The sequence below is a fragment of the Modicisalibacter tunisiensis genome, from assembly GCF_020148005.1.
GTDB classification, from domain to species: domain Bacteria; phylum Pseudomonadota; class Gammaproteobacteria; order Pseudomonadales; family Halomonadaceae; genus Modicisalibacter; species Modicisalibacter tunisiensis.
On record NZ_JAGXFD010000001.1, the window covers coordinates 1,611,714 to 1,635,951 of the forward strand.

Below are 24,238 nucleotides of genomic sequence, written 5' to 3' on the forward strand. Positions count from 1 at the left end.
CATGAATACCAATATCAAGTGGTTAGATACTTGGCGCGCCCGTGTGGCGCGGGTAAAGCGTGGGGTGGGGCTGGTCATCTCGGGCCTGTTACTGGTGGTGGGTATCCTGTTGTCTGTGGCGTTGCTTCCTGAACTGCCTGGTTTGGTCAGCGGCACCATTACTGGCGATGGCGAGGCTGCTCGTACCCTGTTTGTCTGTGTGGCCGGTATTGCCGTGTGTGTTCTCCAGTGGCTTTGGCGCGCAACGATATATCCCGAGCTTCGGCGTGATCCACCTCAGAAGGAGACCTCATGAGCTACCGGCGCTTGACACCCGAAGAGATCGAGGACCTGCGAGCTGAGATGCGCGCTTCTGGACAGTGGATGAAAGCTGAGCTGGCCAAGCGTCGCCGGGAGCAAGGAGAGACGGGTGCGGTTGAGACAAGTGCCTCCCCTATTACTAATGGCGAAGCCTCCCGATCAGCCCCAAAGGTGACGAGCAGTTTTGAGACAGGTCCGTCCGTATTACTAATGGCGAAGCCTAACGCGTATCCCCGTGCTTGATAGCCTCGCCCTAGAAGCAGCCATTTTTCTTACGTAAGAAAAGTATTGGATGGGTTTGGGGCTAGGGCAGGATTCGCGAGCTGCCAGCAAGTGGTACCACTGCCCTATTCGGAGCACCGAGAGAGGGCACTGCCAGATTCAAAATTTCGTGCGTACGAAATCCATGAGTTTTTTTTGAGCTAGGGCAGGATTCGCAAAGTGGTAGCAGTTGCCGGCAGCGTGCTGGCATTTGGTACCAGATTCGATGAGCAGCACGTGATGAAGGATGACGAAATGACAGAAACAGCAGTGGTCAAGACCAGGCTGACACCAGCCGAGAAGGAAGGGCGGTCTCAAGTTCCAAGTGCAACGCTATTGAAGGGTGCTCGGACCGGCGACGGATTTCTTGAGCACTTCGGCATAAACTTCCAGCGGCGTTCGCCAGTCCAGTGTCTTGCGCGGCCGGGTGTTCAGTGAGTCAGCGATCTCGTCGAGTTCTTCCTGGCTGTAGACCGACAGATCCGTGCCCTTCGGCAGGTACTGCCGCAACAGCCCGTTGGTATTCTCATTGGAGCCTCGCTGCCATGGGCTATGCGGGTCAGCGAAGTAGATCGCCGTACCGGTCTTCTGCGTGATCTCGGCATGCTTCACCATCTCTCTGCCTTGGTCGTACGTCATGGACAGGCGCAGAGCTCGCGGCACCTCATTGAGCTTGTCGCTGAAGCCAACGGCCGCCGCTGTGGCGGTAGTGCCATCCACTTTCGCCAAGATCACCAGGCGCGTGGTGCGCTCCACCAGCGTACCGATGGCAGAGCGATTGTTGGCGCCCATGATGAGATCGCCTTCCCAGTGGCCAGGCATCAGGCGATCTTCGATCTCAGGCGGCCGCATGTGGATGCTGACCAGCTCGGGAATCTGCTGGCGTCGATCCTTGCCACGGCTGCGCGGCCGGCGCTTGCCATTGCCCTGGCGAAGACAGGCGATGAGCTCTTTCTTGAGGCTGCCGCGGGGCATCACATAGAGCGCGTTGTAGATGGCCTCATGTGAAACCCGTCGATGTGAATCGTTGGGAGACATGCGCTTCAGTGTGCGGGCTATCTGTTGCGGTGACCAGTACTTGCGCAGCAGGTAGACCACCACCTCGAAGAGCTCCCCGTCGGGGTGCAGCTTGGGACGCTGACGTGGCTGCTGTCGCGTCAGACGAGCTCGATAGCCCGCCAGGCCGGCATCGTAGCCCTTGATGGGATCAACCGTGTGGCGAGCGATTTCTCGCGACACGGTGCTCGGTGCACGGCCCAGGTGAGTGGCGATGGCCCGGATCGAATGCGTGGCTCGCATCATCATGATGGCGGCTCGGTCTTCAGCAGAGAGGTGGCGATAGCAGTGATTCATAGCAACACCGTACCTGATGGGTCACGTGTTGCACTTGGTCATTGAGACCGCCAAGCCTGGCAGCGCCTTTGTGAAGCATCTGGCCGTTCGGAGTCTGACGTACTACGAGAGATGATCCAGCGCGTCTGTGGGGAGAGCATCGCCGAAGAGGGGCGGGACATGATGCGGGGCCCCAAGTCCTGCAAGCTATCGATTCGCCTGACTCGTCAGGAACAGGAGCTGATCATCGAGCGAGCCGCCTACGAGGGGTTTCCGAATCGCACTCGCTGGGCTTCGGCACTGATTAGGGCCACGCTGCTACGCCAGCCAGTCATGAACGAGGAAGAGCTCTCGGCCCTGATCCAGGCCTCTCTTTCACTGACTGACGTGATTGAAAACTCGGGCGGCAGACGTTTGGGCTTACCTCGTATGCGGATCAAGGATCAGAGTGAGGGAGAAATCAGTATCAAGGAGCTACAGGACAGAGTCTGGGAGGTTAACGAGCGCGTGATGGCACTGGTCTCCGGTGGGCGAAAGCGTTGGAATCTGGTGTGAGAATAGGAGAATGGAAATGCCGCGATATAGTTTCAAGATCGATCCGTGCCCTCAAGAAGACGGCTATGGCTGGGTCCTGAGGTACTTTGAGGATGATTGGGAGATCCCAGGATATGAGATCTTTGCTGTACCTCACGATGTTGAATGGATGAAGAGAGTTGAATACGAAAATGCCAAGTTTTCCGGAGAGCTATGGGTCGAAGAGATGGTAGAAGGAGGAGTGAATGTAGTAGAAGCTCAGGCTGAGAGCGAGCCAGACCCTGGTCAACTGAGCTTCAAGCTCGAAAGATAATTGAAAGTGTGTCCAAGCTCCCACATTGCTGCCAATTGGGATCTGCATATCAGTCTATGTCCCATGCCTGCTTTAGGCGCGTCACTGTATGCTCCCATTTTGGTGTCGTGGGTTTGCAGACAGTGTTCTGATTGCCGAACAGGCCGACTTCGCTGAATGCCTGCGAGGCAGGAAATGAGGCGATCCAGCGGACCGGCACGAGATATTCCGCTGCCTCCTCGTCGTCTTCATCGGTCGCCCGGTGGATCTGCGGATACTCGGTGGCCGTAGTGAGATCCTGGAGTCGCTGACATGCCTGATCGGTTCGCACCGTGAAATGATCGCCTCGGCAACGCTCTCCGGTCACCTCGGCCACGCCTACATAGCCGGTCTTGGGGATGTTGACCCAGACCCGGTCCCCCTCAGAGAGCATGGCGAGGGTCTTCGAATACCAGGCCGCACCACCGCCGGCAATGAAGCCGTAGCGTCGTGCCAGCTCCCAAGGGCGGTTATCACCGAAGGAAGCGTAGAACTCGCCGTTCCAGGGCTCCTTGCGCGTCTTGCGGGCGGCCGGCTGAGTTGGCTCATCCGGGTCGATCATCCAGGCGCGGCTCAGGTAATGGTTGCCCTGGTCCTCGAAGGCGGCGAAGAACATGGCGTTGATCGAGAGCTGGGCATGCTCGTTGAGGTAATTGATGATCCGCTCGCTGCTGGCGTCGAGCTGGGTGGCTACGACGACCAGCTGGTGATTCTCGTTGAGGGTGACACTGTCCAGCGTGATGCCGAACTTGGCCTCGAAGGCGTCCTCGAGAGACGCGTGAGGGCGCTGATAGCGTTCGGCGAAGGCCTGGTATATCTCGATCAGCTGGTAGTCGGCCAAGGTGACGACCCAGGAGGCATAGTCGATGGCCTGAGCGACCACGTCGCGGGGCGTCTTGTCGCGCTTGAGCTCGATGACGATGACCGTGCCGTTGGCGTCGATAGCCAGCAGGTCGATCAGCTTGTCGAAGCCGGTGCGTACCTGCCGGCCGATCAGCAGCCAGTCCCGATTGAGGATCGAGACATCCTGCATGATCTGATCTTCCAGCTGCCCCTCGTCGGCGAGCCCCGTGGGCCGCAGCTTCTGCGGCAGCTCGCCCGTAGTACCTGCCAGCTTCCAGATTCCTTGCTCGATGGCCATCCAGGTGCCTCCTTGCGTTTGGTAGAGAAAAGCGTTGCCTCGCCTTAGGCGGTGTCCTACCATGGTCATCAACACGGCCCCCGCCTCTTGGCTCTCGCGAGCTTACGCGGGGGTTCTTATTTGTGTTCTCGCCGCCTCACTCGGCCCACCAGCGCTCCCAGCCCGGTGGAGCCCCCATGTCTTCCAGCGATAGTTGCCTTCTGGCATGTGGAGTCGGAAAGCTATCCAGATGGGCCTGCAAGCGCCGATGCCAACCGGTATTGGGGCAGACCACCAGGGTCATGTGCCGAGCGATGCCCAGTAGCAGGAAGGGACGGGCGAGCCGCTGTTCGTCTCGGAACGCATCGCACCATGGTATTTCGCCAGGCTTGGGCAGCCTGGGCTGGTCGATGACGTTGCGGTTCCAGAGCCGGCTGTGGTGGGCGCAGACATTGCGCAGGTAGTTGAGCGAGCGAAGCCAGCTCTGGAAGACCTTCCAGTCCTGAACTCCATACTTCTGCGCGATCCGTACCTGGTCCGGCACCTTCATCATGGCGAAGAGCTGCGAGAGGGTACCGAAGTCCCAGGTCTCGACGGCGACCCAGATCGGCAGCCGCGGCCCGTGCTTTTGCCGATAGTGCTTGACGAAGTCCTCCTTGGAGCGTCGCTCCATCCCCTCGCAGCGATCCTGCCACTTCTCGAAGCTGTCACGCGGGTCACGACCGGATTTGCGGCGGGCGAAGGAGGGGTGGAAGGTGGAGCGATGCAGGTGCGCGAAGGCATCGCTCTCGCCCAATAGGTAGGCGATATCCACGCGCAACGCGATCTCGATGCGCTCCAAGGCATCGGTCAGGCGAAGCCGAAGCTCCTTGTCGAAGAGGTATAGTCGCACCGCGTCGACGAACTGGGTGCCGGGAACGAACTGATCCGTTGCTCGGGTGATTGGGCGGTCATGTCGGTCATGACCGACCGTCTCGAAGACCCGGAAGGGATACCAGTAGGCGCTTAGCCGGTAGTAGCCGACGCGCTCCAGATACTCCAGGGCGGCGCTTTCATCGCCGACCTGCATTCCGCGCTCGGTGAGCAGTGCCAGCTGCTCTTGAAACGACTTCCAGGGGCGATCATAGGCCATCAGCTCACCGCTTGGTCCACTACTGCTTCGGCGAGTTGAGACCGGGTCTCTCCAGCCTTGCTCAGTCGGGCCTTGAGCTGGTCGCAGAGAGACATGAGTTCTTCGATTTTTTCGTTTATTCGATACTGCTCAGCTTCTGGAGGAAGAGGTATTGGCATGTCTCTTAGTGTTTTTAAGTTTAACCCTTTATAAGCAATCCCTTTTAGGTTTTCTTCGATCATGTCCCAGAAGTACGGCGAGGCAATCAGGTTGACTATATAGCGCCCAGAAATCAACCTATGAACTGGAATCATTGCAACCTCTCTTGCAATGTTGTAACCCTTTATTTCATCTGTCGCCAGGCCGACACCCCCAAGCGTCCCTCGAATGTTTAATAAAACTTCACCTCCTCGTATTCTTGTTCTTTTATAAGCTTCTTCGATTTCCGGCGAAACTTTTCTTACGGCATTGGTGTCAATTCTTCTGGGTTTTACATCACTGCATCTAAGAGTTGGGATGCCTCCAGTATGAGGCTCCTTTTCAAGCTTGATGATGCCGTAGGAAATTTCTCTGGCTGGTTCAACAAGATCTCTAACCTTTGTCCAGCTCCAGCTCTCCGGTATAGTAAAAGCTACTTCTTCAAAGCTGGCCCTAGAGTGCTTATTTTTACTGTCTTTACCTGATGAAATGGTTGGCAGAGATTTTCCCTCGAAGATCTTGTCCAGCAGCACGATAGCCGGCTCGTCATTGGGGTTCTGCTCCACCAGCCGTCCCATCACCGCCAGTTGGAGGATAGTCTGCTTTAGCTTGTCGATGCTGGTTTCGGTAGTGAATAGCGTATCGAAATGCTCGGCCACGCGAGCCCAGTGCTCAACCAGTTCGGCGGCGTCCGATGAGCGAGTCAGGGCATCGAGCAGGGTGTCGACCAGCACCTCATGGGCTTTCAGCTGGTCGCCGACCTGCTGCTCCAGGCGGTCGCAGAGGGCCATAAGCTCGTCGACTTTTTCGACGATTTTGCACTGTTCCGCAAATGGAGGGAGAGCAATCAAAGCATTATTGAGAACACTCTTCGTCACATGCTTTAGTCCGACCCCGCCCTGTGCACTCTGGACAAAGTGCGACATCTGGCCATTGACAGCCAGTTTCATAAAGAGTGGGTCGAGATGGTCGCCAAAGAAAACGCACTTGTTAATGTGCTGGTTTAGAGCTGCTGGACCTCTCTCCCAGATAAAAGCCCCAAAAGAAGTTCCGGGCGTTCCTGACCAGCTTATGAGGAAAGCACCGTTGTCGATTCTGTGGTTTTCATTTATCTCACCATTGAAGTAATTGGTGGGGGCATGAGGGTCGTTGAGGTTTTGAATTCTGACAATAGGGAGCCCAGAAGTTGACCATTCAGAGGATTTGAAAGCCTTGCCGTTGTACATTTCCATGGTCTCGCCCAAACGAACCCACGACCATCCTTCGGGAAGAAAGAATGGCTTATCTTCCTCATCAATTGGTTTCAAGCCTTTTGACTTCTTGATCTTCCCTTCCTTAACAAGCCGGGTCTTTTCTTCGGCGATACGGTCCAGTAGCTCGCTAGCGGGCTCGTCGCTAGGGTCCTGCTCCGCCAGCTTGCCGCGCACGGCGAGCTCTAGGATCAGCTCGCGCAGCTTCTTGATGCCAGTGAGCTCGATTTTCCCGTTCTTACCCGATGCACTATGCCCCGAGCCGCTCTTGTGCGTCACGGCGCTGGTCCAGAGATCGAGGTGGTCGGTGATCAGCTCCTGAGCGCTCATGCCGACTCCTCCGCTTGCTGGGGCGCTGGCTGATCCTGAGACGTATGACTGAGCGCGTCGCCGAGTACGGTCTTCAACTGGTCACGTAGCTCCTGGATCTCGGCCTGCTGGCGAGCGTATTGCTCGAGAAGCTCGTCCGGATCGTGGCTGACTTGCTCGTCCTGCCAGGGGTTCTTGATGTCCAGGTTGTAGTTTCGCGCCTTGATCTCCTCGATGCCGACCTTCCAGGCCTGCTTGGTTTCCTGGCGGCTGGCGAAGCCGTCGGCCTCGTCGCCCCACCAGTCGATCTCGGTGGCGAACTCCTCGACGCGCATAGGCTTGGTCTTGCTGTAGTTCTTGTAGCCCTCGGGGTAGGGGTGCTCGTAGTACCACACCTGTTCGGTCGGCTGGCCCTTGGTGAAGAACAGGAGGTTGGTCTTGATGCCGGTGTAGGGGTTGAACACGCCGTTGGGCAGGCGAACGATGGTGTGCAGGTTGCACTCGCTGAGCAGTTTTTCCTTGAGGCGCGTCTTCATGCCCTCGCCGAACAGGAAACCGTCCGGCAGCACCACAGCGGCGCGGCCATCCTGCTTCAGTAGGCGAATGAACAGCGCCATGAACAGGTCGGCGGTCTCACGGGTGCGGAATTCCGCCGGGAAATTGTTCTCGATGCCGTCTTCCTCGGTGCCGCCGAACGGCGGGTTGGCGACGATCACATCGACCCGCTCCTTCGGGCCCCAGTCCCGGTAGGGACGGTTCAGGGTGTTGTCATGACGAATCTGGCTGGGGACCTCGATGCCATGCAGGATCATGTTGGTGGTAGCCAGCAGGTGCGGCAGCGGTTTCTTCTCCCAGCCGTAGATGCTGTGTTGCAGCGTCTGCTCGTCGGCGGGCGTCTGCACATAATGTTTACGCTTGTGCTCGATAGCGCAGGTGAGAAAGCCGCCGGTGCCGCAGGCCGGGTCCATCACGCTCTCGGCAAGCTTGGGATCGACGCGGTTGACCATGAACTCGGTCACGGCGCGGGGCGTATAGAATTCCCCGGCATTACCGGCGCTTTGCAGGTCCTTGAGGATCTGCTCGTACATGTCGCCGAAGGCGTGACGCTGCTGAGAGGCGTTGAAGTCGATGCCTTCCTGAATGCGGTTGATCACTTGGCGCAGCAGGTGGCCGGACTTCATGTAGTTGTAGGCATCCTCGAACACGCTGCGGATGACGGCGGCGCGGGCGTCGCCGCCGGCATCCAGCTGTTGCAGTCCGGGAAAGAGGGTGTTGTCGATGAAGCTCTTCAGGCCCTCACCAGTCAGCCCCTCCGGGTCGGCGGCCCAGCTGCTCCAGCGCAATTGCTCGGGGATGGGGCTGACGTAGTCGTCGTAGTCCAGCTCCCATTCCTGTTCGCGGTCATCGTAGATCTTCAGAAACAGCATCCAGACCAGCTGGCCGATGCGCTGGGCGTCGCCGTCGACGCCGACGTCCTTGCGCATGATGTCCTGGATGCTCTTGATGGTGGTGCTGATGCTCATGGGAATCTCGTCTCGATAACCGAAAGCGCGCCGGTGTGGCTGCCGGCGCGCAGAATGCGACGTATTGTACCTAGCTGTGTCAGCCGGCTGTAGCGGCGTCGTCGTAGAGCGTTTCCTCGAGGGCTCTCACGGCCTCGCGATAGCCGGCCTTGCCGCCGAAGGCCTTGGCGAGCTCCACGGGGGTACCGAGCCGGTCCAGCGGTGCCAGTTTCAGTACCTTGGTGTCCTCGATGGTGGCCACGCCGTTGTCGGCGTACTTGTCGAGCAGGGCGTCCAGCACGGCGCGGGCCTGGCCTTCATAGCGAGTGAAATAGTCCGACTGGCGGGCCTTGGCCGCACGCTGGCGACGGGTGAGTGCAGGCTGGCCGTAGACGATGTGCACGATGGCATCGAAGGGGTCGGGCGTATCGCCGAGGGTCTTCTCGACCTCGCTGGTGAGGTCTTCCCAGAACACGCCTTGTTCGGCCAGCTCATCCAACACGGCCTGCTTGCGGTCGCTGGCCTCCCAACGGCGCAGGAAGTCCTTCAGGGTGGCGTAGTGGGCGCGTACCGTCTTGCGGGTGTAGTCGGTCAGCTCTTCGGTGATCAGCTTGCCGTCCGGCCCCAGGTACTGCACGCGCCGGCCGATGACCGCCACGGTGACGTCATCGACGACGTATCGCTTGGGCGGCTCGCCGATGCCGCCGTCTTCGTCATCCTCCCAGCCCCCTTCGGGGGGCAAGGCGGGATCGTTCGGTGACTCGTCGTCTTCGTCAGCGGGCGCGTTTCCATCGCCGCTGTCCTCGGCGTCATCGTCGTCGTCCGGTAGTAGCGGGTCGCCTTGGCCAGGTACGTAGACCTTTTCTGGTTCGCCGTCGAAGGCGGGGTCGGCGAACAGCTCCGTGGCCTTGCGGAAGTCCAGAATCGTGAACCAGAACTTATTGTGCTCTGCGTCAATCCGCGTACCGCGTCCGATGATCTGCTTGAACTCGGTCATCGACTGGATGCGCTGGTCGAGCACGATCAGCTTGCAGGTCTTGGCGTCGACGCCGGTGGTCATCAGCTTGCTGGTGACGGCGATGACGGGGTAGGGCTCTTCGGGGTCGATGAAGTGGTCGAGCTCGGCCTTCCCCTCGAGCTCGTCGCCGGTGATGCGCATCACGTACTTGCGGTTCTTGGCCACGTGCTGAGGGTTGAGATTGATCAACGCCTGGCGCATCCGCTCGGCGTGGTCGATGTTCTCGCAGAAGACGATGGTCTTCTGCATCGGGTCGGTCTGGGTCAGATAATCGGTGACGGTTCGAGCGACCAGCTCGGTGCGTTGCGTCAGGATCAGGTGACGGTCAAAGTCGCGCTGGTTGTAGATACGATCCTCGATCACCTCGCCGTGGATGTCGGTCTGGCCGTCGCTGGGGCGCCATCCCTGCAGGTCGCGGTCTAGGTCGACCCGAATCACCTTGTAGGGCGCCAGGTAGCCGTCGTCGATGCCCTGCTTGAGCGAGTAGGTGTAGATGGGCTCGCCGAAGTAGTGGATGTTGGAAACCTCGGTGGTCTCCTTGGGCGTCGCGGTCAGCCCTATATGGGTGGCCCCGCTGAAGTAGTCCAGGATGGCGCGCCAGGCAGAGTCTTCGGCGGCGCTGCCACGGTGGCATTCGTCGATGACGACCAGGTCGAAGAAGTCCGGACTGAACTGCTTGTAGATGTTCTTTTCTTCCTCGCTGCCGGTGACGGCCTGATACAGCGAGAGGTAGATCTCGTGCGACTTCTCGATCTGGCGCTTGGAGATCTTGGTCATGGCCGCGCCGAAGGGCTTGAAGTCGCCACTCTTGGTCTGGTCGACGAGTACGTTACGGTCGGCCAGAAACAGGATGCGCTGCTTGCGGCCGGCCTTCCACAGTCTCCAGATAAGCTGGAAAGCGGTGTAGGTCTTGCCGGTGCCGGTGGCCATCACCAGCAGCAGGCGATCCTGCCCTTTGGCGATGGCTTCGACCGTGCGATTGACCGCGACCATCTGGTAGTAGCGGGGCGTGCGGCCGCTGCCGTCATCGTAGAAGGGCTGCTCGACGACTGGGCGTGTCTCTTCACTTAGGCCTTTCCAGCGGCGGTAGCCGTGCCAGAGCGCATCGGGCCCGGGGAGCTGATCGAGCGCCAGGTTGGTCTCGGCTTGATCGAAGACCAGGCGGTGAGGGTCGCTGAACAGAAAACCGCTGCCGTTGGAGCTGATGGCGAAGGGCACATCGAGCTTTTCCGCGTAGGCCTGCGCCTGCTGCATGCCGTCCCCCAGGCTATGCTTGGCGTCCTTGGCCTCGATGACGGCGATGGGCTGATTCTTCTGGAAGGACAGCACGTAATCCGCTCGACGCGGGTGAGCCCGGTGGTGCATGCGGCCGCGTACCGTGATGCGGCCATCGCTAACCGGGTACTCTTCACGTACCTGGGTGTGGATGTTCCAGCCCGCCTGCTCGATGGCGGGGGTGATGAACTTGGTGCAGATGTCCCGTTCGCTGAAAGCTTGCCTTGTCATAGCTGCTTCCCTGCTGCGTTCATAGATTACTTATCACTTTTTACGCTAGCTTACGTGAAGCTGAGCAGATACGCATGGGGGAGGAGAGGAGGGGCCGGCAAGCCTCACGATTTTGCGAAGCAGCGCGCCTGGCTAAGATCATCGGCCAGCTCTACGGCGACGGGGCAGAGAGGGCCCTGGTGCGCAGCCATAGCGAGATGCTTAGCCTGTTCCCGAAGGAATGGTACCGATGTCGTTCTCGACGCCCTCTGCGACCATGAGAAGCTCAGAATGCCGCTGCTGCAGGAAGAAGAGACAAGCAGGTAGTTCGCGCTTTTGATCCTGAAGCTGTTGGCAGGAAGGGAGGGGCGAAATGAGTAGCCCAACAGATGAATCGTTGACTTGCCGGTTAGCAAAGGCGTGAATTAGGGTCAGTCACCGATTCCTCTTGATGTCGAAGGTGAATTTTTAAGAGCTTTTGGTTATTAAAATTGCCGATCTAATGCTTGGTAGTTCTTTGGCCTTTGGCTCGGGTTATTGAGCCGTTTCTTGAAGCTGTGTTAATGTAGTATTTACCAGTATCTCGCATGCCCAATTTGCAGTCTCGCAGGTTGCGGATAAGGCGAAACATTGGCGAAATCGAGATAGCGCGTGTGATCGCAGTCGCGAGAAGTCCATTGAGCGTACGCAGGGAAACACCCTGGACGCGTATTCTCAGGGGCGGTCGCCAATTGTTAACGGGCTCCTTCCCCTTATTGCTCGGGGAGCCAGTAAAGCCTTTAAAGCGGCCGCCAAGCAGGGTGCGGGCTCGGGAGGCAGGTTTGCACCTTGGTGGCATGCCACCCAACGCTATCTGCTCGCGATGGCGGTCGCAGTAGGCTTGAGCGGAGACATTAGTCTTCAAGTGGGCCAAAACGACACGGGTGGAGTGATACAGATGAGAATTGAGGTGCAAGCGATAGGCATTCGCATCCTTGGGGCCGAGATGTCGGCAGACTTTGAATCGCATGCCCAATTTGCAGTCTCGCAGGTTGCGGATAAGGCGAAACATTGGCTCAATCGAGATAGCGCGTGTGATCGCAGTCGCGAGAAGTCCATTGAGCGTACGCAGGGAAACACCCTGGACGCGTATTCTCAGGGGCGGTGCCCGTCTGATACCCGCTGATAGGGGCTAGGAGCACAGCGGGGTAAGGAATCCTACCGATGAGCAAAAGCGCTTTGAGAACCGTCGCATCACCTGATTACTTAAAGGTGGTGTGGAAAGAAATGTATGATAATACACTTCCCAGGAAGCGAAACTCGAAAGGACGTGACGGAATAAGCATAAACTCTTTTCAAGAGCATAAGAAAGAGTTTATTAAGAGAATATCTGATGATATAAAAAATTCACGCTATTCCTTTTGGGACCTGGCTCCTGTTTTTCTTCCTAAGTCAGATGGCAAAGAGCGATTGATCTGCGTTCCTGTTGTTCAGGATAGGTTGGTTCAGAGAGCGATACTTAAGTTTCTGTACGATAACGGTTGCAGGGCAGAAACAAGTATAAGTTATGGCTTTGTAAAAGGAAGGAATGTAAGTAAGGCTTTGAAAGAAGCGGTAAGGCTAAGAAGAAAAAAAGGCTTTGTCTACAAGGCTGATATTTCATCATTTTTTGATAATATCAGTAGAGAAGGTCTTGAAGAAAGGGTTAAGCGAAAGGTTAAGCATAGATCCCTTCATGATTTGCTGGTTTCTACTATATCCTTAGAAGTGGCAACAGCTACGAAAGCAGAAGGAAAAAGAATACGCCGCCAAGGTTTAGTGCTTGGTAAAGGGGTAAGGCAAGGGATGCCTATCTCGCCATTTTTTGCCAACTTGATATTGGAAAGATTTGACAATCATCTGATTTCAAGGGGTTTTTCTGTAATAAGGTATGCTGACGATATTATTGCTTTTTCTGAAAGTGAGGAGGGGTGTCAAGAAATAGAAGATGTTATAAAAGATGAGCTGGAGAAAGTGGGTTTGGGTATAAAAGAGAGCAAGTCAGGCTTGTATGATCCTGTCGAGTCTGTGGATTTTTTAGGCCTTGGTATAGTGAGAAAAGGGAAGGGTTATAGTGTTGAAGTAACCGACAGCCAGCTTCAAAAAATTAGAGCGAAGATTCTAGAAGTATCTGATCTTGATTATTGCAATGCAAGAGGGATAACCATAACACAGTTTCTGTCAAGGTTAGATAATATTTGCGAGGGTTATAAAAACTACTATGGAAAGTTTGATAACGAGCGCCAAGTAGATGACTTGCTTGTTAGTGCAAGAAATAATGCATTAGATAACATGATTCGAGGCGTTTTTGGTATCGATTATAAAGATTTGAACAATAAGAAGAAGAGATTTATTGGGATAGACGAATAAAACGCTTTATAAAACTTGATTTGATTGAAATGGTGTATGTTTTTGATGACAATCAATGTGCTGGAGCTGGAAGAGTGTCTACATCGCTTCACACCTCAAGTAGGGTGCTTGGAGGTACACCAGCGGTACACAAACCAGCTTCGTATGCTATCCTCAACCTTCGCTAAGTTACTGATTCCAAAGAAATGTACCTTTCGCTCGATTACGTTTGCTTTTCCTTGGATATCAGTAACATATTGATTTACAAGCGAACTCATAATCCCTTGGTCGCAGGTTCGAATCCTGCTGGGCCCACCATGAAATCAATCACTTGCGATTGTTTCTCCCGCCTTTTTCTTCCGCTTTTTCCCCTTGTGTCAACAAAGTGTCAACGGGCGCTTTCGGCCCGAATTTCACCGCTTCGCTGAGATGGTCCGGGGACAGGTGCGCATAGCGCATGGTCATCTGGATGCTCTGGTGTCCCAGGATCTTTTGCAGGACGAGCAGGTTGCCCCCGTTCAGCATGAGATGACTGGCGAAGGTATGCCGGAGGACGTGAGTACGTTGTCCTCGGGGTAACCTCGATCCCGGCCCGCTCCAGGGCGTTGGTGAATGCCTGGTAGCAGCCCGGGTAAGTCCGGGGTCATTTCACCTCGAAAGCGCCCTATTGTTGCATCTGCGACAGGTTCGCTGATCGTCATTTCTCATCTGGTATTGGATAACACCAGACAGCCGGGGTTATCAGGCAAATCGTTAACCCATCTCAATGATCAATGAATTCCCCGCCCCCCAGGGCGAGCGGCAGTAGAAAAAACGCGACCGGGCGACTAGCTTTCGTAATCAGTGGCCCTTTTTCGCAAGCCTCTTTTTAGTGCTTTTTAATTAGTAACTATTCAGGTCACGCTGCCTGATCCAGGCCGTCCCGACGCATGAATTCGGGCACTTCACCGGCAAACAACTGTTCTAGTGCGGTGTGCGCTGCCAGGCCCTGCTTGACCGCCGTCGAGAGGAAGCTGCGCATCCGGCAGAAGATCTCGGCACCTTCCCAGGAGCGGAAACAGCCTGAAATCTTCTGCTGGACCTTGGTCATCCGCAGGTCACGCTCCCCTTGGTTATTGGTGAAGGGCGCGGCGGGGTCGTCGAGGAAACGCAGCACATCGTCCTCGTACGCCTGGAGACGTTCGAGCAGGTTACGTGCCTTGGTACGTTTGGCACGACCGCGCTTTCCCGGTGGTGGTGGGATCGGTGGCGGACACTCGGTCTCACCCTCTGTCAGGCACTGCCGATAGCGGACTCGCCAGCGTTGCGCCTCTTCGGGCGAGAGCGTGCCACCGGCAGCGTCAACGGCCTGATGCATCTCCAGCAGCAGATCATGCAGCGCCTTGGCCCACTTTTGGTGGTCATTTTCCCAGGCCGCAGTCAATTCACGCAGGTGATGGGCGTTGCAAAGTGCGTGGCGGCAATCCCTATGCTTCAACGTAGTTGTCACCTAAACGGATTGAGAGGTGAACAACGTGCGTTACCCCGCAGAACGTAAGGAAGCCATCCTCAAGAAGATGGCACCGCCCATGAGCATGACCATCCCGGAATTGGCCGAGCAGGAAGGCATCACCGCGACAACCCTCTACAATTGGCGGAAACAGGCCAGAGCACGAGGACAGGTTTTGCCATCACGTTCCACCAAGCCCGATCACTGGACCAGCCAGGAGAAATTCCAGATCGTCCTGGAAACGGCCCCGATGAATGAGGCCGAACTCAGCGCCTATTGCCGCGAGCGTGGGCTCTATCCCGAGCAGGTGGAGGCCTGGCGGGATGCCTGCATGAACGCCAACGACGATGCGGCAGCGCAGGCCAAGCAGCTTCGCCAGGCGCGGAAGGCCGAGCAAAAGCGGCTCCGTCAGTTGGAGCGTGAGCTGCGCCGCAAGGACAAGGCCCTGGCCGAGACGGCGGCGCTGCTGGCCCTGTCAAAAAAGGCCGAGGCGATCTGGGGCACGACCAACGACGAGGACGACTGACCAGCCTCCCGGATCGCCAGCGCATCGTGACCCTGGTGCAAGACGCCCAGCGTGACGGTGCTCGGCTGGCCAAGGCCTGTCAGGTGATGGGCATTAACGTGCGGACCTACTATCGCTGGGTCTCCGAAGGCGAGGTGACGGCGGATCGCCGCCCCGACGCCGACCGCCCGGAACCGGCTAATAAGCTATCGCCTGAGGAGCGAGAGGCGGTCTTGGCGCTGTGCAACGCCCCGGAGTACCGGAGCCGCCCTCCGGCCTTCATCGTGGCCGATCAGGCGGACAAGGGCCGCTACCTGGCCTCTGAGTCGACGATGTATCGAGTGCTCCATGAATACGACCAGCAACACCACCGGGGCCGACAGCAGGCCCCGCAGCGCAAGCGCTCTCCGACGACGCACCAAGCCACGGCGCCTAACTACTTGTGGTGTTGGGATATCAGCTGGCTGCCGGGCCCAGCACGCGGTACCTGGTGGTACCTGTACCTGATCATGGACGTCTTCAGCCGCAAGATCGTTGGGCACGAGGTCTACGAGACGGAGACTGGCGAGCTGGCCGCCGAGCTGATCCAGAAGGCCTGCTGGCGAGAGCACCTCACCGATCGTCACAAGCCCCTGATCCTTCACTCAGATAACGGCAGCCCGATGAAGGCAGCAACCTTCTTGGAGAAGCTCTACGACCTGGGCATCACCCCGTCGTACAGCCGTCCACGGGTGAGTAACGACAACGCCTTCGCCGAGTCGGCCTTCAAGACGCTCAAGTACCGGCCGGGCTTCCCCGCCGAGGGGTTCGCTACCCTGACCGAGGCTCAGGACTGGGTTCAGCAATTTACCGAGTGGTACAACCATGAGCACCGGCACAGTGCCCTTCGCTACGTCACGCCGAGTCAGCGCCATAACGGCGAGGCCAAGGGCATCTTGGCGCAGCGCCGGGAAGTCTTCGAGGCGGCTAAGCAGCGCCACCCGGAGCGCTGGTCGGGTGACATCCGGAAACTCAGCCTGCCTGAGATCGTACACCTAAATCCCGAGCGGGACCCGGTGCCACAGGCAGCGGGATTTTAAAGAGCCAGAACCATTTCATGTGCCATCTATGTTGACAGACTCCGGTTCGGCCGCATATACTATGGTGGAGTATTGTATAATGCGGCGGTGTACCCAAGTAGAGAGGTGTTCGATGCCACACAGCCCGGAAGAAAAGAAGCAAGCCCTGACGCGCATCCGGCGCATCAAAGGTCAGGTAGCGACTCTTGAGCAAGCGCTCGATGCAGGTGCGGAATGCCCTACAATTCTTCAGCAGCTTGCGGCCGTTCGTGGGGCAGTCAACGGATTGATGGCAACCGTTCTGGAGAGCTATCTGCGGGAAGAGTTTCCCAGTAGCGAAATCAGGAGCGATTCGCAGAACAAGTCCATTGACGAGACCATCTCTATCGTCCGCTCCTATCTGCGGTAGAGGCACCAGGGTGCCCTCGGTGAGGGCAAATTTAGTTAGCTAGTAAAGGAAGCGACATCATGAAATCACGTGCAGCAGTTGCCTTCGGGCCAGGAAAGCCGCTGGAAATCGTCGAGATCGACGTCGAGCCGCCGCGCAAGGGCGAGGTGCTCATCAAGATCACGAACACCGGCGTTTGCCATACCGACGCCTTCACCCTGTCGGGCGACGACCCCGAAGGTCTCTTCCCGGTCGTGCTGGGTCATGAAGGTGCGGGTATCGTCGTGGAGGTGGGTGAAGGTGTGACCAGCGTGAAGCCTGGCGATCACGTCATTCCCCTCTATACCGCCGAGTGCGGCGAGTGCCTGTTCTGCAAGTCCGGCAAGACCAACCTGTGTGTCGCGGTGCGCGCCACCCAGGGCAAGGGCGTGATGCCCGATGGCACCACCCGCTTCAGCTACAACGGCCAGCCGATCTACCACTACATGGGCTGCTCGACCTTCAGCGAATACACGGTGGTGGCCGAAGTCTCGCTGGCCAAGATCAACCCGGACGCCAATCCCGAGCATGTCTGCCTGCTGGGTTGCGGTGTGACCACCGGCATCGGCGCTGTTCACAACACGGCCAAGGTTCAGCCGGGTGACTCTGTGGCCATCTTCGGCCTCGGCGGCATCGGGCTCGCTGCGATTCAGGGGGCACGCCAGGCCAAGGCAGGTCGCATCATCGCCATCGACACCAATCCAGCGAAGTTCGAGCTGGCTCGTACCTTCGGCGCGACCGAATGCCTCAACCCGAAGGACTTCGACAAGCCGATTCACGAGGTTCTCATCGAGATGACCGGTTGGGGTGTCGATCACACCTTCGAGTGCATCGGCAACGTCAACGTGATGCGCTCGGCACTAGAAGCAGCACATCGTGGCTGGGGCCAGTCGATCGTCATCGGCGTGGCTGGTGCAGGCAAGGAAATTTCGACGCGCCCGTTCCAGTTGATCACCGGTCGCACCTGGAAGGGCTCGGCTTTCGGCGGGGTCAAGGGCCGCACTCAACTTCCCGGCATGGTGGAGGACGCAATGAAAGGCGAGATCGATCTCGCCCCGTTCGTCACCCACACCATGGGCCTCGACGACATCAACAAGGCCTTCGACCTGATGCATGAAGGCAAGTCGATTCGCACGGTGATCCACTACTGACCGCCCACTACCCATTCAACACCAACCACCAAGGAAATTAATCATGTCCACTCCTGTCATTTCTGGCGATGGCATCTTTTCGCACATTTTTATCGGCGCTGCCGACGTTCAGAAGTCGGTCGCGTTCTACGACGCCGCTCTGGGTGCTCTTGGCATCAAGAACCTCGGTCCTTTCAACAACGGATGGGTACTTTTCGGTCGCGAAAAGCCGGCTTTCATCATCGCCCGTCCGGGCAATGGTGAAGCGCCCTCCAGCAACGGCGTGACGATCGGCTTTGCGGCCGCCACTCCCGCCGAAGTGGATGCCTTCCATGCTGCCGGCCTTGCCGCAGGCGGCACCGACGAGGGCCAGCCTGGCGCACGTGGTCACCTGCCGGGTGCCTATGCGGCCTACCTGCGTGATCCGGCGGGCAACAAGGTCTGCTCGTACACCTTCGTCTGAAAGCAAGGAAGCTGAGGGCGTTCTGAAAGGGCCAGCACAAGCCTCTATACGGCGAGCCTATTAGACGGACCGTGTAGAGCGGTGCCTGCTCATGAAGATCGGCCCGCAGCCATGTGCGAAACGCATGGCTGCGGGCATTTGCTTTGAAGCGTGTTTTTCAACCAATGAGAAATGAGGTCGTTATGCAAGAGCCGGCCAACATCAATACGACGACCGTACAACCCGCCCCGACCGCCACCGTGTACGGCATGCCGGCCTATGCCGATCGTGCTGCGGCCGTGGGTGAAGTGCATGCGCGCCCGCATCTGTTGATTCAGGCCCCCCGCGGCATATTGCAGCTCGCTTTCATGACCGAAGGCGATCAGGCCAGGGATCAGATGGCGATGAGTGAGTTGTCTCATCGCTTCGGCGTTGCCGAGCCCGACCACGCTACGCCGCTTCACGGCATGACATGGGATGAGGGAGACCTGCACTGTGAAAAGCACACCGAGTTCTCAACGTATCTCTGGTGCGCTTCGCTGGATTCCGAGACGGGAGAGCCGTGCGGCGAAAATCCGTTCAAGCATGGATTTGTTCCTCCCGGCCCGGTCGTATCCGGCATCCGTTTGAGACTTCTTCCATGGACGCCGGAAACGGAGAAGGAGGCCGATCGCTTCGATCCTGCCAGCCTGTGCTACTCGCTGGTGGAGAACGGCTCTGCCGCCATCCTCACCGACTTCCGACAGGATGAGGATGGCCTGACGCAGATCCTCGTCCTTGCCCGCGATTTGACCCCGGCGCGGGCGGGTGCGCTGGCTCAACGTCTGCTGGAGATCGAGACCTACCGTACCTTGGCGTTGCTGTCCTTGCCGTTGACGCGGTCGATGACGTCGGAGCTGCGGCGCATGGAGTCGCGCCTTGCGGCGATCACCGACGAGATGTGTACGAGCTTGGTGGAACGGCGCGACAGCGACGTGCTGCTGTCCGAATTGACCGGCCTGGCTGCCGAACTGGAAGCTGGCGTTGCGGCGAATCTCTATCGCTTCGGCGCCAGTCGTGCCTACTACGAGATCGTCGAGGAAAGGCTGGCAGCGCTTTCGGAAGAGGCCGTATCCGGGTACTGCACCTGGGCGGATTTCCTGCAGCGTCGCATCGCTCCCGCCATGCGGACATGCCAATCCGTAAAGGAGCGCCAGACCAAGCTCTCCGACAAGCTGACCCGGGCCATCGCGTTGCTGCGTTCCTGGATCGACGTCGAGCTTGAACGCCAGAACCGCGATCTGCTTGCGTCGATGAACAACCGGGCCAAGATGCAATTGCGCCTTCAGCAAACCGTCGAAGGCCTGTCGGTCGCGGCAATTTCTTATTACGTCGTGAGTCTTCTCGGCTATTTGCTCAAGGGCATTCCGATGGTTCACGACAGCGTGGCGCCGGTGATGGCGGTTCTGGTGCCTGCGGTGATGCTGACGATCTGGTGGATCGTGCGCAGGATCAGACACGCCCACGGCGACACGGCAGCGGAAGAGAAATCTTCCTGACGAGCTGCCGTCCTGGCGCGCGAGAGCTGCGCCGTTCCTTTGAACATAGGAGAACTACATGGAACGCATCGAACATCACGCCAGCTTTGATGGTTGGCAGGACGTTTATCAGCATGAATCCACGACGCTCGGTTGCACGATGAAGGTCGGCGTCTATCTGCCTCCGCAGGCACAGCACGGCAAGGTGCCGGTGCTGTACTGGCTTTCAGGCCTCACCTGCACCGAGCAGAACTTCATCACCAAGGCCGCCGTCCAGCGCTACGCGGCCGAACATGGCATTGCCGTCGTCGCGCCCGATAGCAGTGCTCGCGGCGAAGGCGTTGCCGACGATCCTGCCTATGACCTCGGACAGGGGGCGGGTTTCTACGTCAACGCCACACAGGAACCCTGGGCTGCGAATCATCGGATGTACGACTACGTCGTGCAGGAATTGCCGGCGCTGATCGAGGCCCACTTTCCCGTGACAGCGGAGCGGAGCATCAGCGGCCATTCCATGGGAGGACACGGCGCTCTGGTCATCGCCCTGCGCAACCCGGGCCGTTATCGAAGCGTCTCGGCCTTCTCGCCCATCGTCGCCCCCACCCAGGTTCCCTGGGGGCACAAGGCCTTCGAGGCGTACCTGGGCAGCGATCGGGAAGTGTGGAAGCAGTACGACACCGTGGAGCTGATTCGCACCGTGCAGGAGCGTTTGCCGTTGCTGGTTGATCAGGGCTTGGGCGACGAGTTCCTGGAGAGCCAGCTTCAGCCCGACCTGCTGCGCAAAGCCTGCGACGAGACGGGGCACCCGCTCACGTTGAATCTGCGCCCAGGCTACGACCACAGCTACTACTTCATTGCCAGCTTCATTGGCGAGCATATGGCACACCACGCATCGGCGCTGAAACGCTGAGAGAGGAGATCAGGTCATGACAAAGACCTCCAAAAACCGACATCACGTCGTCATTATCGGAGCGGGCTTCGGCGGGATCGAGGTTGCCAACCAGCTTGCTGGTGTCGAGGTCGATGTGACGATCATCGATCGGCGCAATCATCACCTGTTCCAACCCTTGCTTTACCAGGTCGCAGGTGCGTCACTTTCGACATCCGAGATCGCCTGGCCTATTCGCTATCTCTTCCGAAATCGCCCGGAAGTGAACACCTTGATGGCGGAAGTGGAAGGTATCGATCAGGACGCGCGTCAGGTCATTCTCAACAATGGAATGCGGCAAACCTACGACACGCTCGTGCTCGCGACAGGTGCTACCCATGCCTACTTCGGACACGACGAATGGGGGGCTTTCGCGCCGGGGTTGAAGACGCTGGAAGATGCCACGACCATTCGGGGCCGAATCCTCGCGGCTTTCGAGGAAGCTGAGCGCACGAGCGATCCTCAGCAGCGTGCCGCGCTGCAGACGTTCGTCATCATCGGTGGTGGTCCCACCGGGGTTGAATTGGCCGGAACCATCGCCGAGCTGGCACGAGACACGCTGGCGCGTGACTTCCGCTCGATCGACCCGAGCACATCGCGGGTTGTACTGATCGAGGCTGGCCCGCGTCTGTTGTCGGTCTTTCCAGAGGATCTTTCGGCCTATACGCGCCAGGCACTCGAAAAACTCGGGGTCGAGGTCGTGCTGGGTACTCCGGTCACCGAATGCTCGGCCGACGGCGTGGTGTATGGCGGCAAGCCCCTTTCGGCCAAGACCATCGTCTGGGCCGCCGGAGTCCAGGCGTCTCCCGCGGCTCGCTGGTTGGGCGCTGCGTCTGATCGTGCTGGTCGAGTGGTCGTTGGCCCTGACCTGACGGTGGCCGGTCGCCCGGAGGTCTTCGCCATCGGCGATACAGCCTCGTGCACCATGGCCGATGGGAAGCCCGTGCCGGGCATCGCCCCGGCCGCCAAACAGCAAGGGAAGTACGTCGCTAACCTGATTGGACGGCGTTTGAAGGGCAAGCCCGCTGACGGGCCTTTCAAATACCGGCATCAGGGGAACCTGGCCACCATCGGCCGCAGCCTGGCGGTGATTGACATGGGGCGGGTGAAGCTGCGTGGTGCCTTTGCGTGGTGGATCTGGAAGCTGGCGCACATCTACTTTCTGATCGGCACGCGAAATCGTCTCAGTGTCGCTTTGAGCTGGGTATGGAACCACAGCATCGGCTACCGCGGCTCTCGCATCATCATGCATGCGATTGCCGACAAAGAGCCCACGGCGTTGGATAAATCCGGCTCTCTGGATTGAGGTGCCCACCTTATCGGAACGTCAACTATCAGAAATGCCAGGGAGAGGAACTTGACCGATCTATTCACGACAAAGCCCAAGCCTCCCTTGGCCGAACTCCTGCGGCCCAAGACGCTGGACGAATTCGTCGGGCAACGGCACTTGCTCGGCCCCGGCAAGCCGCTGCGTCTCGCGTTCGAGGCGGGCAAGTTGCACTCGTTCATCCTCTGGGGGCCGCCAGGCGTGGGCAAGACCACCCTAGGGCGCCTGGCCGCCAGTGCGACCGACAGCCGATTCATCGCCATCTCGGCCGTGCTGGCCGGGGTGAAGGACATCCGGCAAGCCATCGACGAGGCCCAGGCCGAACTGGACAACCATGGTCGATCGACGGTGCTTTTCGTCGATGAGATCCATCGCTTCAACAAGGCGCAGCAGGATGCCCTGCTGCCCCATGTCGAGTCGGGGCTCCTGACCCTGGTGGGGGGGACGACCGAGCATCCGGGGTTGGCGGTCAATTCCGCACTGCTCTCGCGCGCGCAGGTCTATACCCTCGAACCGCTGTCCAGCGACGAACTGAACCAACTCTACGAACGCGCACTGCCGCATCTCCAGGGCGTCACGTTGGACGCGGACGCGCTGGATCTGCTCAAGGGCTTTGCCGATGGCGATGGCAGGCGCTTCCTCAATCTGCTTGAGCAGGTGACGAATGCGGCGTCCCTATGCTTCAACGTAGTTGTCACCTAAACGGATTGAGAGGTGAACAACGTGCGTTACCCCGCAGAACGTAAGGAAGCCATCCTCAAGAAGATGGCACCGCCCATGAGCATGACCATCCCGGAATTGGCCGAGCAGGAAGGCATCACCGCGACAACCCTCTACAATTGGCGGAAACAGGCCAGAGCACGAGGACAGGTTTTGCCATCACGTTCCACCAAGCCCGATCACTGGACCAGCCAGGAGAAATTCCAGATCGTCCTGGAAACGGCCCCGATGAATGAGGCCGAACTCAGCGCCTATTGCCGCGAGCGTGGGCTCTATCCCGAGCAGGTGGAGGCCTGGCGGGATGCCTGCATGAACGCCAACGACGATGCGGCAGCGCAGGCCAAGCAGCTTCGCCAGGCGCGGAAGGCCGAGCAAAAGCGGCTCCGTCAGTTGGAGCGTGAGCTGCGCCGCAAGGACAAGGCCCTGGCCGAGACGGCGGCGCTGCTGGCCCTGTCAAAAAAGGCCGAGGCGATCTGGGGCACGACCAACGACGAGGACGACTGACCAGCCTCCCGGATCGCCAGCGCATCGTGACCCTGGTGCAAGACGCCCAGCGTGACGGTGCTCGGCTGGCCAAGGCCTGTCAGGTGATGGGCATTAACGTGCGGACCTACTATCGCTGGGTCTCCGAAGGCGAGGTGACGGCGGATCGCCGCCCCGACGCCGACCGCCCGGAACCGGCTAATAAGCTATCGCCTGAGGAGCGAGAGGCGGTCTTGGCGCTGTGCAACGCCCCGGAGTACCGGAGCCGCCCTCCGGCCTTCATCGTGGCCGATCAGGCGGACAAGGGCCGCTACCTGGCCTCTGAGTCGACGATGTATCGAGTGCTCCATGAATACGACCAGCAACACCACCGGGGCCGACAGCAGGCCCCGCAGCGCAAGCGCTCTCCGACGACGCACCAAGCCACGGCGCCTAACTACTTGTGGTGTTGGGATATCAGCTGGCTGCCGGGCCCAGCACGCGGTACCTGGTGGTACCTGTACCTGATCATGGACGTCTTCAGCCGCAAGATCGTTGGGCACGAGGTCTACGAGACGGAGACTGGCGAGCTGGCCGCCGAGCTGATCCAGAAGGCCTGCTGGCGAGAGCACCTCACCGATCGTCACAAGCCCCTGATCCTTCACTCAGATAACGGCAGCCCGATGAAGGCAGCAACCTTCTTGGAGAAGCTCTACGACCTGGGCATCACCCCGTCGTACAGCCGTCCACGGGTGAGTAACGACAACGCCTTCGCCGAGTCGGCCTTCAAGACGCTCAAGTACCGGCCGGGCTTCCCCGCCGAGGGGTTCGCTACCCTGACCGAGGCTCAGGACTGGGTTCAGCAATTTACCGAGTGGTACAACCATGAGCACCGGCACAGTGCCCTTCGCTACGTCACGCCGAGTCAGCGCCATAACGGCGAGGCCAAGGGCATCTTGGCGCAGCGCCGGGAAGTCTTCGAGGCGGCTAAGCAGCGCCACCCGGAGCGCTGGTCGGGTGACATCCGGAAACTCAGCCTGCCTGAGATCGTACACCTAAATCCCGAGCGGGACCCGGTGCCACAGGCAGCGGGATTTTAAAGAGCCAGAACCATT

Annotated in this window: 19 protein-coding genes and 2 pseudogenes; 13 read left to right on the forward strand and 8 right to left on the reverse strand. The window is 58.7% G+C overall.

The window, feature by feature from the left end; translation table 11 throughout:
- Nucleotide 1: 1 nt before the first annotated feature.
- Nucleotides 2-295 carry a hypothetical protein gene (locus KGQ91_RS07515; protein WP_224415649.1) on the forward strand — a complete coding sequence of 98 codons (294 nt, stop codon included), beginning with the start codon at nucleotides 2-4 and terminating at the stop codon, nucleotides 293-295.
- A 599-nt stretch (nucleotides 296-894) separates the two neighbouring features.
- Here the strand turns inward: KGQ91_RS07515 and KGQ91_RS07520 are convergent.
- Nucleotides 895-1,914 (reverse strand): IS30 family transposase, encoded by a 1,020-nt coding sequence (locus KGQ91_RS07520; RefSeq protein WP_224415647.1) that lies wholly within the window; start codon nucleotides 1,912-1,914, stop codon nucleotides 895-897.
- Between the two features lie 111 nt (nucleotides 1,915-2,025).
- On the opposite strand from KGQ91_RS07520, the gene KGQ91_RS07525 reads away from it, so the two are divergent.
- Nucleotides 2,026-2,448: a hypothetical protein gene (locus tag KGQ91_RS07525; RefSeq protein WP_224415646.1), complete on the forward strand. Its 423-nt coding sequence runs from the start codon at nucleotides 2,026-2,028 to the stop codon at nucleotides 2,446-2,448.
- Nucleotides 2,449-2,464: 16 nt separating this feature from the next.
- Nucleotides 2,465-2,740, forward strand: a complete 276-nt coding sequence (locus KGQ91_RS07530) for a hypothetical protein (protein ID WP_224415645.1) — start codon at nucleotides 2,465-2,467, stop codon at nucleotides 2,738-2,740.
- Between the two features lie 49 nt (nucleotides 2,741-2,789).
- Here KGQ91_RS07530 and KGQ91_RS07535 read toward each other — a convergent pair whose 3' ends face one another.
- From KGQ91_RS07535 to hsdR, 5 genes are all read right to left on the reverse strand, one after another.
- Entirely contained in the window at nucleotides 2,790-3,899 is a 1,110-nt protein-coding gene (locus KGQ91_RS07535; protein WP_224415644.1) for a PDDEXK family nuclease, read from the reverse strand.
- 136 nt (nucleotides 3,900-4,035) lie between these two features.
- The gene (locus KGQ91_RS07540) at nucleotides 4,036-5,010 is read right to left on the reverse strand and encodes an Abi family protein (protein ID WP_224415643.1); all 975 of its coding nucleotides are present in this window, start codon (nucleotides 5,008-5,010) and stop codon (nucleotides 4,036-4,038) included.
- Nucleotides 5,010-6,767 (reverse strand): restriction endonuclease subunit S, encoded by a 1,758-nt coding sequence (locus tag KGQ91_RS07545; protein WP_224415642.1) that lies wholly within the window; start codon nucleotides 6,765-6,767, stop codon nucleotides 5,010-5,012. The genes KGQ91_RS07540 and KGQ91_RS07545 overlap by 1 nt, the downstream gene beginning before the upstream one ends.
- Nucleotides 6,764-8,269: a type I restriction-modification system subunit M gene (locus KGQ91_RS07550; protein WP_224415641.1), complete on the reverse strand. Its 1,506-nt coding sequence runs from the start codon at nucleotides 8,267-8,269 to the stop codon at nucleotides 6,764-6,766. The genes KGQ91_RS07545 and KGQ91_RS07550 overlap by 4 nt, the downstream gene beginning before the upstream one ends.
- A gap of 79 nt (nucleotides 8,270-8,348) precedes the next feature.
- Nucleotides 8,349-10,772, reverse strand: a complete 2,424-nt coding sequence (gene hsdR / locus KGQ91_RS07555) for an EcoAI/FtnUII family type I restriction enzme subunit R (protein WP_224415640.1) — start codon at nucleotides 10,770-10,772, stop codon at nucleotides 8,349-8,351.
- A gap of 1,182 nt (nucleotides 10,773-11,954) precedes the next feature.
- On the opposite strand from hsdR, the gene KGQ91_RS07560 reads away from it, so the two are divergent.
- Complete coding sequence (locus KGQ91_RS07560) at nucleotides 11,955-13,139, forward strand: reverse transcriptase domain-containing protein (RefSeq protein ID WP_224415639.1); 1,185 nt, start codon at nucleotides 11,955-11,957, stop codon at nucleotides 13,137-13,139.
- A gap of 306 nt (nucleotides 13,140-13,445) precedes the next feature.
- Here KGQ91_RS07560 and KGQ91_RS07565 read toward each other — a convergent pair.
- Nucleotides 13,446-13,743 (reverse strand): annotated as a pseudogene (locus tag KGQ91_RS07565) (tyrosine-type recombinase/integrase); the annotation flags it as partial.
- A gap of 273 nt (nucleotides 13,744-14,016) precedes the next feature.
- Nucleotides 14,017-14,580 (reverse strand): annotated as a pseudogene (locus KGQ91_RS07570) (IS66 family transposase); the annotation flags it as partial.
- A gap of 94 nt (nucleotides 14,581-14,674) precedes the next feature.
- Between KGQ91_RS07570 and KGQ91_RS07575 the strand changes: the two are divergent.
- The 9 genes from KGQ91_RS07575 to KGQ91_RS07615 all read left to right on the forward strand — a co-directional run bounded on the left by KGQ91_RS07575 (nucleotide 14,675) and on the right by KGQ91_RS07615 (nucleotide 24,223).
- Nucleotides 14,675-16,191 (forward strand): IS3 family transposase gene (locus KGQ91_RS07575; RefSeq protein WP_231514359.1). Its coding sequence is split into 2 segments (ribosomal slippage): nucleotides 14,675-15,109 and nucleotides 15,112-16,191, totalling 1,515 coding nucleotides; the frame shifts between segments, so codons are not numbered across the junction.
- Nucleotides 16,192-16,303: 112 nt separating this feature from the next.
- Nucleotides 16,304-16,579 (forward strand): formaldehyde-responsive transcriptional repressor FrmR, encoded by a 276-nt coding sequence (gene frmR, locus KGQ91_RS07580; RefSeq protein ID WP_006402495.1) that lies wholly within the window; start codon nucleotides 16,304-16,306, stop codon nucleotides 16,577-16,579.
- A 59-nt stretch (nucleotides 16,580-16,638) separates the two neighbouring features.
- Nucleotides 16,639-17,748 (forward strand): S-(hydroxymethyl)glutathione dehydrogenase/class III alcohol dehydrogenase, encoded by a 1,110-nt coding sequence (locus KGQ91_RS07585; RefSeq protein ID WP_007182549.1) that lies wholly within the window; start codon nucleotides 16,639-16,641, stop codon nucleotides 17,746-17,748.
- Nucleotides 17,749-17,791: 43 nt separating this feature from the next.
- Nucleotides 17,792-18,190: a VOC family protein gene (locus KGQ91_RS07590; RefSeq protein WP_006402499.1), complete on the forward strand. Its 399-nt coding sequence runs from the start codon at nucleotides 17,792-17,794 to the stop codon at nucleotides 18,188-18,190.
- Nucleotides 18,191-18,372: 182 nt separating this feature from the next.
- Nucleotides 18,373-19,707, forward strand: coding sequence for a DUF3422 family protein (locus KGQ91_RS07595; protein ID WP_007182550.1), 1,335 nt, complete (start codon nucleotides 18,373-18,375; stop codon nucleotides 19,705-19,707).
- A gap of 58 nt (nucleotides 19,708-19,765) precedes the next feature.
- Nucleotides 19,766-20,596, forward strand: coding sequence for an S-formylglutathione hydrolase (gene fghA, locus KGQ91_RS07600; protein ID WP_011871465.1), 831 nt, complete (start codon nucleotides 19,766-19,768; stop codon nucleotides 20,594-20,596).
- Between the two features lie 16 nt (nucleotides 20,597-20,612).
- Nucleotides 20,613-21,920 (forward strand): NAD(P)/FAD-dependent oxidoreductase, encoded by a 1,308-nt coding sequence (locus KGQ91_RS07605; RefSeq protein WP_011871464.1) that lies wholly within the window; start codon nucleotides 20,613-20,615, stop codon nucleotides 21,918-21,920.
- Nucleotides 21,921-21,971: 51 nt separating this feature from the next.
- Nucleotides 21,972-22,643, forward strand: coding sequence for an AAA family ATPase (locus KGQ91_RS07610; protein ID WP_377173143.1), 672 nt, complete (start codon nucleotides 21,972-21,974; stop codon nucleotides 22,641-22,643).
- Nucleotides 22,644-22,706: 63 nt separating this feature from the next.
- Nucleotides 22,707-24,223, forward strand: a protein-coding gene (locus tag KGQ91_RS07615) for an IS3 family transposase (protein ID WP_231514359.1) whose coding sequence is annotated in 2 segments (ribosomal slippage) — nucleotides 22,707-23,141 and nucleotides 23,144-24,223 — 1,515 coding nt in all. Because the reading frame shifts where the segments join, the coding sequence is not laid out codon by codon here.
- Nucleotides 24,224-24,238: the final 15 nt, after the last annotated feature.